This is a genomic window from Streptomyces sp. NPDC056161 (assembly GCF_042268025.1).
GTDB lineage: Bacteria > Actinomycetota > Actinomycetes > Streptomycetales > Streptomycetaceae > Streptomyces.
The window spans coordinates 1-11,529 of record NZ_JBHJUV010000010.1 but is presented as its reverse complement, the minus strand read 5'-3'; the positions used below and the strand labels follow the sequence as shown (position 1 = coordinate 11,529).

At 70.8% G+C, this 11,529-nt stretch carries 11 protein-coding genes; 3 read left to right on the top strand and 8 right to left on the bottom strand.

Annotation, left to right across the window (positions count from 1 at the left end; genetic code table 11):
* Nucleotides 1-51: 51 nt before the first annotated feature.
* Both ACFC09_RS11470 and ACFC09_RS11465 read left to right on the top strand, forming a co-directional pair.
* The gene (locus ACFC09_RS11470) at nucleotides 52-669 is read left to right on the top strand and encodes a DUF4383 domain-containing protein (protein WP_376525996.1); all 618 of its coding nucleotides are present in this window, start codon (nucleotides 52-54) and stop codon (nucleotides 667-669) included.
* A gap of 133 nt (nucleotides 670-802) precedes the next feature.
* Nucleotides 803-1,027: a zinc ribbon domain-containing protein gene (locus tag ACFC09_RS11465; protein WP_376525994.1), complete on the top strand. Its 225-nt coding sequence runs from the start codon at nucleotides 803-805 to the stop codon at nucleotides 1,025-1,027.
* 23 nt (nucleotides 1,028-1,050) lie between these two features.
* Here ACFC09_RS11465 and ACFC09_RS11460 read toward each other — a convergent pair whose 3' ends face one another.
* From ACFC09_RS11460 to ACFC09_RS11450, 3 genes are read right to left on the bottom strand one after another with little or no spacing between them, the layout of a single operon-like run.
* On the bottom strand, nucleotides 1,051-1,863 hold the full coding sequence (locus tag ACFC09_RS11460; RefSeq protein ID WP_376525992.1) for an HAD family hydrolase: 813 nt from the start codon (nucleotides 1,861-1,863) through the stop codon (nucleotides 1,051-1,053).
* Nucleotides 1,863-4,853, bottom strand: a complete 2,991-nt coding sequence (locus ACFC09_RS11455) for a phosphoribosyltransferase domain-containing protein (RefSeq protein ID WP_376525991.1) — start codon at nucleotides 4,851-4,853, stop codon at nucleotides 1,863-1,865. The genes ACFC09_RS11460 and ACFC09_RS11455 overlap by 1 nt, the downstream gene beginning before the upstream one ends.
* 21 nt (nucleotides 4,854-4,874) lie before the next feature.
* Nucleotides 4,875-6,041 carry an HpcH/HpaI aldolase/citrate lyase family protein gene (locus tag ACFC09_RS11450; RefSeq protein ID WP_376525989.1) on the bottom strand — a complete coding sequence of 389 codons (1,167 nt, stop codon included), beginning with the start codon at nucleotides 6,039-6,041 and terminating at the stop codon, nucleotides 4,875-4,877.
* Between the two features lie 198 nt (nucleotides 6,042-6,239).
* On the opposite strand from ACFC09_RS11450, the gene ACFC09_RS11445 reads away from it, so the two are divergent.
* Nucleotides 6,240-7,121: a TerD family protein gene (locus ACFC09_RS11445; RefSeq protein WP_376525987.1), complete on the top strand. Its 882-nt coding sequence runs from the start codon at nucleotides 6,240-6,242 to the stop codon at nucleotides 7,119-7,121.
* Between the two features lie 323 nt (nucleotides 7,122-7,444).
* Here the strand turns inward: ACFC09_RS11445 and ACFC09_RS11440 are convergent, their stop codons facing one another.
* The 5 genes from ACFC09_RS11440 to ACFC09_RS11420 form a co-directional block, all read right to left on the bottom strand.
* Nucleotides 7,445-8,182: a Tellurium resistance gene (locus tag ACFC09_RS11440; protein ID WP_376525985.1), complete on the bottom strand. Its 738-nt coding sequence runs from the start codon at nucleotides 8,180-8,182 to the stop codon at nucleotides 7,445-7,447.
* 88 nt (nucleotides 8,183-8,270) lie between these two features.
* Nucleotides 8,271-9,416, bottom strand: coding sequence for a DUF475 domain-containing protein (locus tag ACFC09_RS11435; protein ID WP_376525983.1), 1,146 nt, complete (start codon nucleotides 9,414-9,416; stop codon nucleotides 8,271-8,273).
* A gap of 77 nt (nucleotides 9,417-9,493) precedes the next feature.
* The gene (locus tag ACFC09_RS11430) at nucleotides 9,494-10,069 is read right to left on the bottom strand and encodes a TerD family protein (RefSeq protein WP_376525982.1); all 576 of its coding nucleotides are present in this window, start codon (nucleotides 10,067-10,069) and stop codon (nucleotides 9,494-9,496) included.
* A gap of 94 nt (nucleotides 10,070-10,163) precedes the next feature.
* Complete coding sequence (locus ACFC09_RS11425) at nucleotides 10,164-10,739, bottom strand: TerD family protein (RefSeq protein ID WP_376525980.1); 576 nt, start codon at nucleotides 10,737-10,739, stop codon at nucleotides 10,164-10,166.
* A gap of 143 nt (nucleotides 10,740-10,882) precedes the next feature.
* The gene (locus tag ACFC09_RS11420; RefSeq protein WP_376525978.1) at nucleotides 10,883-11,341 is read right to left on the bottom strand and encodes a peroxiredoxin; all 459 of its coding nucleotides are present in this window, start codon (nucleotides 11,339-11,341) and stop codon (nucleotides 10,883-10,885) included.
* Nucleotides 11,342-11,529 lie beyond the last annotated feature (188 nt).

Sequence of the window (11,529 nt, the reverse complement as noted above, 5' to 3'; positions counted from 1 at the left end):
GCGGATATTGGGTGATATGTAGGCCCGTCGCACACGCCCAGGGAGGCGGACATGGCCACACATTCACCGCCCCCGGAGCGGCGCCGGATCCACTTCGACGAACAGTTGCCACTCGACCACCGGCTGAACCAGGTCTACCGGATCGGCGCGGGCCTGATGGGTCTGTTCCTGGTGGCCTTCGGCATCCTCGGCCTCGCCAACCACATCGGCTTCTTCGACACCGGCGGCGGCACCACGCTGGGCCTGAACACCAACGGCTCGCTCAGCGTCCTGTCGATCTGCGTCGGGGTGCTGCTGTTCGTCGGCATGGTGATCGGCGGGAACTTCGCGTCCACGCTGAACATGGCGTTCGGAATCCTGTTCCTGCTCAGCGGCTTCGTGCACCTCGCGCTGCTGGAGACGGACTACAACTACCTCGCCTTCAAGATCCAGAACGTTCTGTTCAGCTTCGTGGTCGGCATCCTGCTGATGGTGTTCGGGATGTACGGCAGGGTCGGCTCGACGCTGCCGCACGACAGCCCGTACTGGCGGGCCCGCCACCCCGAGGAGGCCGAGCTGGAGGCCCGCAGGGCCGGCCCGACGCACGGAGCGGACGACGCGCCGGAACTGGAACAGCGGAGCGGACCGGGTCCGGGCCCGGCAGGGCCCGGCACGACACGCCGGATGTGACCCGGCCGAAGAAGACGGCGGGCGCCGTCGAAGGAGACGGACGCGACCGCAGGCGGCGGCGCGTTCGGCCCGGCGGCGCAAAGAACCGGCGGAGGTCTCGGCCGCCGGTGGCCGCGCCGGTTAGCCTGGGCGCATGCCTCGCTACGAGTACCGCTGCCGGAGCTGCGGCGACACCTTCGAACTGAACCGTCCGATGGCCCAGTCGGCCGCCCCCGCCGTCTGCCCCGCGGGCCACGACGACACGGTGAAGCTGCTGTCGACCGTGGCCGTGGGCGGCTCGGCGTCCGCGCCGTCCGCCGCGCCCCGGGCCGGTGCCGGGGGCGGCGGTGGCTGCTGCGGCGGGGGTTGCTGCGGCTGACGCCCCCGAACGGGCCGGCAGGGCTACGAGCCCTGCCGAGCCGCCCGCAGGAACTCGCGCAGGATGCGCTCCCCGGCCAGTACCCCGCGGTCCGGCAGGGCGCTGACCGCGGGCGCCGTCCAGCCGGAATCGGCCAGTTCCCCGTGTCCGGGCCGCCAGCCGCGGTCCGCCGCGAGCAGCAGATCGGCGTCGAGCAGCGAGTCACCGGCGGCCAGCGTCAGCTCGGCACCGGTACGGCGGGCGATCTCGCGCACGGCCGCGCTCTTGGTCAGCGGCTTCGGCACGGCGTAGATCTTGCGCCCCTGGAGGGAGACCGTCCAGCCCCGGCTCTCGGCCCACACGGCGAGTTCCTTCACCCAGTCCTCGGGCAGCAGCTCGCGCTCGACGACCAGATAGGCGAACAGGTCGTCGGCGACCCGGTGCTTGCGCGCCCACGCCGGGTCCGCGGTCTTCGCGAGGTACGCCCGTACCTCGTCCAGCGGGGCGCACTCGTCGGCGAGCCGCGCCGTCACCCGTGCGTGCCAGTCGGGGTCGGACACGCCGTCCACCAGCAGGTGCCCGCCGTTGGCGCAGATCGCGTACGTCGGCGCCGGGCCCGGCAGGTTGATGCGCAGATACTGCTTGCGCGTGCGGGTGGTGGTCGGCACGAACACGGCCGCGTCCCCCAACTCGGCGAGCAGCCGGGCCGCGGTCTCCGTCAGATAGGACAACGGCTTGCTCTCGTGCACCTCCACGCACAGCAGCCGGGGCGCGCGGGCGTCCGGCATGGTCAGCGCGAGGGCCGCCGCGGAGTAGATCAGGGTGCGATCGAGGTCGCTGGCCACGAGCACCGGCATCAGACCGTCACCGCCTTGCCGTCGGCACCGGTGGCGCCCCGCGTGAACTTGGGGTGGATCAACCCCACGCAGGTGTACGGGAGTCCGTCGACCTCCTCGACCGGTACGCCGCGCTGCTCGGCCAGCAGCCGCACATGGTCCAGGTCGGCGCCCGCGCCGGACCGGGCGAGGATCTTCCACGGCACCCGGCGCAGCAGCACCCGGGTGGTCTCGCCCACGCCCGGCTTGACCAGGTTCACGTCGTGGATGCCGTACTCCTCGCTGATCCGCTCGACCGCGGCCCAGCCCGCCCAGCTCGGGGTGCGGTCGGTGGCGGCCAGTTCCTTCACCGCCGCCGCCACCGCGTCCGTGACCTCGGGGAAGCATCCGGAGACCGCGTCCAGGAAGGCCACCGAGACGTCCGAGCCGGCGAGTTCACGGTAGAACTTCGCACCGTGGAAGTCGTGCGGCCCGACCAGGTCGGCGCGCAGGACCGTACGCGAGATCAGCCCGGACACCGTGGAGTTGAGGCAGGCGGACGGGATGAGGAAGTCCTCGCGGGTGCCGTAGGTCCGTACGCAGGAGCCCGGGTCGGCCAGTACCGCGATCTCCGGGTCGAAGCCGGTGATGCCGTCGGACTCCTCGAACTCCCGGACCGCCGCGGCCAGTTCACGGGTGATGGCGCCCTTGCCGGTCCAGCCGTCGACGAAGACGACGTCCCGCGGGTCGTGGTGGGCGGCGAGCCAGCGCAGCGCGTTGGCGTCGATGCCCCGGCCGCGCACGATCGACACGGCGTAGTGCGGCAGGTCGACCCCGTGCCGGAAGCGCGCCCAGCGGCGCATCAGCACGCCGACCGGGGTGCCCGCGCGGGCCAGGGAGACCAGGACCGGGCGGGGGACGGGGGTCCCCCCGTTCGAGCGAGGCCGGGAGTGGGGGAGTTCGGCGAGGACCGTCTCGGTGACCACGCCGACGGCACGCGCCAGCCGGCCGGCGGTGGCGTCGAGGGCCGCCTGGAACAGCTCCTGGTACTGCTCGCTCGGCTGGTACTCGACCGGCAGCGACTCGGCGTAGTGCGCGCCGCCGCTCTGGATGGCCTCCTCGCGCTCCTCGGTCGGCGCCTCCAGCGTCACGTCCGAGAGGTCCTGGAGCAGCCAGCCGACCTCGTCGGGTGCGTACGAGGAGAAGGCGGGGCCGCGCAGCGGCTCGGACAGCATGGCGGATCTCTCCTCGCAGGAGGCGGGGACGTACAGGGGCTCGGGAACGTACGAGGGGACGACGGCGAGCAGGACGTGCGGGGCGTGCGCGCCCAGCCGGGCCAACAGGCCGTCCGGGGCGTGCAGTTCGGGGGTGTCGGCCACCGAGTCGACGACGGCCACCACGGTGTCGAAGCCGCCGCCCGCCACGTTGTAGGCGTAGCGCTCGCCGGGGCCGTCGGCCGGGCCGTCGTGGGCGGGGAAGACGAGGCGGCTGCGTATCGCGTAGCCGGGGTCGTCGACCGCGAGGACGGGCGAGCGGGTGGTGGTGGAGTAGCGCACCTCGGCGGCGACGACCTGCTCCAGTTCGCGGGCGAGCCGCAGCGGCGCGTACATCAGCTCCTCGAAGCCGAGGACCAGGACGCGCCGGGCGCCCGTGGGCAGGGCCTCGGCGACCCGGGCGGCCATGGCGGGCAGGGCCCGCTCCAGGCGGGCGCGGTGCGCGGGCGTGAATCCGTGCCGTCCGCCGTCGGGCAGCCCGTGCGGCCAACGCAACTCGACCCGCCCCGCCTGACCCCGCCCCACCCACTCGGACACGGCGGCGACGCTGAAGGGGACCGTGAGCCCGGCGGGCACGAAAGCGGCGGGGGCGGCGGGGGCGGCTACTGGGCTGGCGACGACGGGGCCGGCGGTGACGGGGGCGGTTACGGGGCTGGTAACGCCGGGGGCGGCGGTGACGGGGGCGGTTACGGGGCTGGTAACGCCGGGGGCGGGGCCGGCGGTTACGGGGCCGGGGGTGACGGAGGGGGTTACGGGGCCGGGGGTGGCAGCGGGAGTGGCATCGGGGACGGGGGTGCGAGCGGCGTCGGCAGTGGTGGCGCCTTGATCGGTGACGGCACCGGCACCGGCACCGGCGTCGACATCCGCATCCGCATCCGAAGGAGTTCCGTCCGGCGCGGAGCGGGTCGCTGCGGGCGGGTCGTGGCGGGCGACCAGTTCGCGGCCCTTTTCCAGGACCCCGGCCGGGAGGCGCAGCGCGCCCGAGGCGGTGGCGACCAGGTCCACGCGGGTGTCCGCCTCCCGGGCGAAGTCCGCCAGCCGCGCGCGGTCGGCCGGGCCGCGCATGTCGACCAGGGCGACCACCACATAACGTCGGCGCGGATAGCGTTCGTGCAGGTCACGAAGGGTGTTCAGGACCGTGTTACCGGTGGAGAACTCGTCGTCGACGAGCACCAGCGGGCCGTCACCGACCAGCAGCCCCGGATCCTCCGGCAGCAGCAGGTGCGTGGTGGCGTGCGAGTGGGTCTCCTCGAAACCGCCGGCCCGCGCCACCCCCGGCACCGGGCGGCGGGTGGAGTGCAGGTAGGGGGCGAGCCCCAGGCCGTCGGCGACCGAGTGGCCGAGCCCGGTGGCGGTCTCCGCGTAGCCGACGACGACCGCGGCGGCGGCCTCCTCCTCGCCCAGCAGTTCCCGCACCCGGCGGCCGAGGGCGACCCCGTGGCCGTACACCACGGCCGGCGACTGCGGCACGTGCTTGCCCAGGACGTTGGAGACGAGCAGGTGCGCCCGCTTGGGATTGCGGCGCAGGGCGAGCCCGAGCAGGCCGTGCAGCGCGCCGTCACCCGTCAGCTCGACACCGAGCCGCTCGGTGACCCAGCTGCCGGACCACGCCCCGGCGCTCGCCGCGGAGCGCTCGGGGTGCTGGGAGTGCGGGGGATGTTGGGAGTGCGGGGGCCCCGGAGGTCCAGGGGGGCCGGTGGGGCCCGTGGGGCCAGGGGGGGCCGTGGGCGTTGGGGTGGTGGGGTTCATGGGGTCCATGGGGTTCCTTGTGGCGGGCGCTCAGCCGGGTATGCCGGCGGCGAGCAGCTCCACGAAGCCGACGTCCTCGTTGGCGACGCCGAACACCTCGGCACGCAGCAGGGTGCGCTCGGCCCAGGCGCGGTGCGGCTTCACCTCGTTCATCTTGTTCGTGTAGGCCGACCGGAGTACACCTCCGCCGCCGCGTTCCGGCCGCAGGATGTCCTGCGCGTCGCTGAACTCCTCGTGACTGACCACGGACAGCGCGTGCACGGGAAGCACATGGGAGGGGTGGATGCAGGTCTTGCCGAGCAGACCGTTGGCCTGGTCCAGGGAGATCTCCCGCAGCAGCCCGTCCATCGCGTGCTCGATGAGCCTCTCACGCAGTTCGACGGCCTGCCCCTCCAGGAACGGACTGCTGCGCAGCATCGGCTTGAACATGCGCTCCGGGACCCGGAAGTACTCCCACACCGGGCCGGTGACCGTGAAGCCGGTGCCGTCCGCGCGCCCGAGCATGTTGACCACGTCGGCGATCACGGAGGCCACGATCTGGACGTCGTACGCCGTCATGTCGGGCGCCCGGCGCAGCCCGTACGAGGAGCAGAAGTCGGTCACGCCGAGGCGCAGGGCGAGCACCCGGTCGCGGTACTTGTCGATCGCGCGGAAGATCCCCTCCAGGGCCTGCACCCGGGACTCCCGGTACAGCAGCTCCGGCGACTCCAGGACCGGCATCGCGAACAGCCGTCTGCCGCTGGCCGTCTCGGCGCTCGCCAGCGCCTCCAGGAAGAGGAGCCCGCGCTCCCCGGTGAACTTCGGCAGGACGAAGCCGGACAGCAGGCGGATGCTCGCGCCGAGCCGCCGCGCGAGGTCGGGGATCTGGTCGGGGACGCGGACCCGGATGAACAGCAACGGCAGTTGCGCCTCCGGCCGGGAAGCCAGGTCGGCGAACTGCCGGACGAGGTTCTCCTCGCCGGCCACGACGTCCGCGTCGTCGATCGAGTCCTCCAGGCACAGCACCATCGAGACCACGCCGAGTCCGGCCTGCTTGACGATGTCGTCGGCGAGCCGCGGCCTGGTGGCCGGGCTGTACAGCGTGGCGCCCAGGGCCGCGGAGAGCAGCCGGGCCGAGGAGTCGGCGGTGAACTCGCACGGCTCCTGATGAAAGAGGCGCTGCCGCACCTCAGGGGCGATGTGCCCGAAATGACGCATAAACTCCCCCGTGGCGCAAGGTGATCCTGTCGATTGCTTGTAAGGGTGGCCGGTAATAGTACGTAGGGACTCATGCCTGAGGTTCCCGTCGGGCATGAATTTCAGGTAACCCGACCGTGTCGGCCACCGCCACCTCCCGCATTCTCGTGACCGACCCCCGCATTGTCGTGACCAGGTCCGAGAGGGCAGGATGACCGCATGACGCACGCGATGCTGAAAGGGTCGAACGTCCCGCTGGGGGCCACGACGGTACGCGCCGTGCTGCGCTGGTCGTCCGGGCAGGGAATCCCCGACGTCGACGCCTCGGCGCTGCTCCTCGGCCCCGACGGTCGTGTGCGTTCCGACGAGGACTTCGTCTTCTACAACCAGCCCCGGCACCCCTCCGGGAAGGTGTGGCGGCTCGGCAAGAAACGGGTCGCCGAGGGCCTCACCGACACGATCCAGACAGATCTGTCGGGTGTCGACCCCGCTGTGAGCCGGATTCTCCTGGTCGCTTCGGCGGACGGCGCCACCTTCGACCGCGTACAGTCGCTGCGCATTCTGCTGTACGACGCGACGGCCGGCGACGGTGAGGCACTGGCGCACTTCGACGTCAAGCCGGAGACCGGTGCGGAGACGGCCCTGATCTGCGGCGAGTTGTACCGGCGCGGCGAGGGCTGGAAGTTCCGTGCCCTGGGCGAGGGCTACTCGAACGGTCTCAAGGGCCTGGCCGTGGACTTCGGCATCTCGGTGGACGAGTCGGAGGCGGGCCAGGATTCCGGTTCACGGGCGCCGGAGATCTCCCGGCCGTTGCCTCCGGAGCAGCCGACGGTGCCGGCTGCGGCGGTTCCGCCTGCGGCTGCGACTGGGGCTGGGGTTCCGGCTCCGGCCACGGCCGCGGTTCCGGCCCAGCCGGCTGGTGCGGTGCCGGCCCAGGCCGTGTACGGGTATCCGCAGTCGACGTCTGCGCAGTCTGCGTACGGGTATCCGCAGGCGGAGTCGTCGCAGCCGGCGTACGGGTATCCGCCGCCGGTGGTGGCGGCGGGGCCGGGGCCGGATGTGCGGCTGCCGCCGCAGGGGCCGCAGTTCATCAGCCGGTAGGGTGCGGTGGGCCCGGCGGGGGCGAGGGCCGGGGGCGGGCGTGGTCGGGTGGGTGCGGGTGCGTTGTGGCTGGTCGCGCAGTTCCCCGCGCCCCTATAAGGGGATCCGTCGTCGGGTCGGTGCGGGTGCGTCGTGGCTGGTCGCGCAGTTCCCCGCGCCCCCATGAGGGGACCGGCCGTCAGGTCAGTGCGGGTGCGTCGGGGGTCGTTGCGCAGTTCCCCGCGCCCCTGGCCAAGGGGCCGTCATCCAGTCGGTGCGGGTGCGTTGTGGCTGGTTGCCTAGTTCCTCGTGCCCCTGTTGGGGCGCGGGGTGTTCCGGGGGGGTCAGCGGCCTGTTTGGGTTTTGTAGCCTCTGCCCCATTGGAGGCCCCAGCCGTAGAGGCGGTCCAGTTCGCCCTGGAAGCCGTACACGAACTGCACCTCGCGGCGGACCAGTAGTTCCCCCTTGACGTTCTCTATCAGCACCACGGCGCAGGAGCGTGCCTGTGGGTGGCGTTCGTCCAGGCCTATCTCGATGCGGGGGCCGTTGCTCGGGTAGAGCGTGACGATCGCGTGGGTGCGGTCGAAGGCCGGCGTCTGGTCGTAGATGTACACGAAGACCAGGAGCCGTTTGATGTTGTCCCGGTGGTCCAGGTTGATGTACATCGTCTCGCCGGACGCCGAACCGAACCGGTCGTCGCCGCTCAGCTTGACGTACGGCGGTGCGTTGACGTCCCCCAGGTAGCCGCCGAGCGGCTGTACGACGCCCTTCGTGCCGTCGCTCAGTTCGTACAGGCAGCCCAGGTCGAGGTCGACGTTGACCATGCTCTGCCCGTGTCCGAGGACCTCCGGGGGCTTGAGCGCCTTGAAGGGGTGCCGGAACAGGCTGGTGCGCAGCGCGTCGCCCATGTCGGCCTCGCGCATCCGCCAGGTCAGGTTGACGCGCAGATGCCCCGTGGCCGCGTCCTGCTTGCTCAGGGACACCTGCTGGTGCCGTTTGGTGAGCTGGATGGAGTTGGTGGCGGCGCTGCCCGAGTCGAACTCGGCCGCCCGCCCGCCCAGCAGTCCGTCGAAGAAGCCCATTCCCGCCCCCAGTACTCATGCCCGACGTGTGCGGGGCGGCCGAACGCGTCGACGGCCCCGCACAGAGCGTTCCTCACCGCCCGGGGTGTCACACCCCGGACGCGACCTCGGCCTTCTCGTCCGAGTCCGTGGTGCCCTCGGCCGCGGCCAGTGCGCGGTTGCGGCGGACGGAGGACCAGAAGGAGGCAGCGATCAGGATGACACCGACCAGGCCGGTGATGACCTCGTTGATCTGGAACTGGATGGTGACCAGGAGGAGCACGGCCAGGGCGCCGATCGCGTAGTGGGCGCCGTGTTCCAGATAGACGTAGTCGTCCAGGGTGCCCTGGCGCACCAGGTAGACGGTCAGCGACCGGACGTACATCGCGCCGATGCCCAGGCCCAGCGCCATCAGGACGATGTCGTTCGTGATGGCGAACGCGCCGATCACACCGTCGAAGGAGAAGGACGCGTCCAGGACCTCCAGGTAGAGGAACATGAAGAACGCGGCCTTGCCGGCCAGGACGACCGCCGAACGCTTCTTGCCGGTGCGGGCGGCCTCCTCTTCCTCCTCCTGCTCCCGTTCCTCCTCGTCCTCCAGCCGGTCCTCGAAGAAGCCGGACAGGCCGCCGACGACCATGTACGTGATCAGACCGGCGATGCCGGAGATCAGGACGGTCTGCGCCTTGTCGGCGTGTGCGCCGCCGTGCTGGTGGGCGTGGGCGGCGAAGGTGAAGGCGGTGATGAGCAGGACGGCGAGCGCGATGCAGACCGACAGCATGTCGACCTTGCCGAGCTTGGCCAGCGGCCGCTCGATCCAGCGCAGCCACTGGATGTCCCGCTCCTCGAAGATGAAGTCAAGGAAGATCATCAACAGGAACATGCCACCGAAGGCGGCGATCGCCGGGTGGGCGTCGGTCACCAGTTGCTGGTAGTGGTCCTTGTTGTTGAGCGCGAGGTCGACGGCCTCGATGGGGCCCATCTTCGCGGTGATCGCGACGATCACGACCGGGAAGACCAGCCGCATGCCGAACACCGCGATGAGCACGCCGACCGTGAGGAAGATCTTCTGCCAGAAGGCATTCATCTTCTTCAGGACCCCGGCGTTGACCACCGCGTTGTCGAACGACAGCGAGATTTCGAGGATGGACAGGATCGCCACGATGCCGAATGCGGTCCACCCCCCGTACAGGACCGCGGCGACCAGGCCGAGCGCGGTGACCGCGAACGACCAGCCGAAGGTTTTGAGAAGCACTGGCTACCCCATCGTGTGTTGGGGGTCCCCACCCAGACGCAGTCTGAGGGGGATTTTCCCCCGCGCCGTACTCGGCTTTACGAAACGTTGACTCCGAAGTCTAGAGCGATACCCCGGAGCCCCGACGCGTACCCCTGTCCTACCGCGCGGAACTTCCATTCCCCCTGGTAGCGATACAACTCACCGAAGATCATCGCGGTCTCGGTGGAGGCGTCCTCGCTGAGGTCGTAACGGGCGAGTTCCTGCCCGTCCGCCTGGTTGACGACCCGGATGAAGGCGTTGGAGACCTGCCCGAAGGTCTGGCCGCGCTCGTCCGCCATGTGGATCGAGACCGGGAAGACGATCTTGTCGCAGCCGGCCGGGACCTTCGGCAGGTCCACCAGGATGCTCTCGTCGTCGCCCTCGCCCTCACCGGTGAGGTTGTCACCGGTGTGCTCCACCGAGGCGTCCGGGCTCTTGAGGTTGTTGTAGAAGACGAACCACTCGTCGCCGAGGACCCGGCCGCCCTGGCACAGCAGCGCGCTGGCGTCCAGGTCGAAATCGGCTCCGGTGGTGGAACGCGCGTCCCAGCCGAGCCCGATCATGACGTTGGTGAGGTTCGGTGCGGCCTTGGAGAGGGAGACATTGCCTCCCTTGGCGAGCGTGACGCCCATGTTGCTGGTCCTCCCCTGGGTGGAGCTTCTCCGGTTGTCCTGCGGGTCCGGCGCCGACCCCGGACGGAGCGGCACCGGACACAGCGGTCACGTCTCAGACGTTGACGCCGAAGTCCTGTGCGATGCCGCGCAGGCCCGAGGCGTAGCCCTGGCCGATGGCGCGGAACTTCCACTCCGCGCCATTGCGGTACAGCTCGCCGAAGACCATGGCGGTCTCCGTGGAGGCGTCCTCGCTGAGGTCGTAACGGGCGATCTCCTGCTGGTTGGCCTGGTTGACGACGCGGATGAAGGCGTTGCGCACCTGGCCGAAGGACTGCTGGCGGGTCTCGGCGTCGTAGATCGAGACCGGGAAGACGATCTTGTCGACGTCGGCCGGGACCGTCGCGAGGTCGACCTTGATGACCTCGTCGTCGCCCTCGCCCTCACCCGTGAGGTTGTCGCCGGTGTGCTCGACGGAGCCGTCGGGGCTCTTGAGGTTGTTGAAGAACACGAAGTTCTGGTCGCTGCCGACCTTGCCCGCCGTGTTCAGCAGCAGCGCGCTCGCGTCGAGGTCGAAATCGGTGCCGGTGGTGGTGCGGACGTCCCAGCCCAGACCGACGAGGACCGCGGTCAGGCCCGGGGCCTCCTTGGTCAGTGATACGTTGCCGCCCTTGCTGAGGCTGACTCCCACGAGTCCTCCATGTGTGTCCGGGGGCGGGGAGCCCCGTGAGTCGTCGGATATCGGATCAACGACTCGATCCTAGTAATGGGTTCCCGCCCCCCGCAGGCCCTGGGACCGAAGAAACGAACGCGTGTCGGTCGCAGGGCACCGCGTCACAGGCTGCCGAGCGCCTGTACGTAGCCGTCGAGGTCACGCGCGTCCGGCAGGTCGTTGACGACGGTCCACCGCACGACGCCTTCCTTGTCAATGATGAAGGTGCCGCGCACGGCGCAGCCCTTGTCCTCGGCGAAGACGCCGTACGCGCGCGAGGTCTCGCCGTGCGGCCAGAAGTCGCTCAGCAGCGGGTACTCAAGGCCCTCCTGCTCGGCGAAGACGCGCAGGGTGTGGATGGAGTCGTTGGAGACGGCGAGCAGCTGCGTGTCGTCGTTGACGAACGTGGGCAGGTTGTCGCGCAGTTCGCACAGCTCACCGGTGCAGACACCGGTGAAGGCGAAGGGGTAGAAGAGGAGCACCACGTTCTTCTGGCCGCGGAAGTCCGAGAGCTTCACGGCGCGGCCGTGGTTGTCCTTGAGTTCGAAGTCGGGGGCCTTGTCGCCGACCTGGATCGCCATCGTCCTGCATCCCTTCGGTGGGGGCTGTTCGGGTGAGACCACCCTACGCAGCGATCACCGGAGCCGATGCGGGCCGCCGGGCTGGGCCCCAAGCCCCGCGCCCGGGGTCGTCCGGGCCCGCGCGCGTCGCCCCGTCGCCGTGCCCGCGGGACCGGGGGGGAGGGGGGTCGACCCCCCCGGGGGGCTGC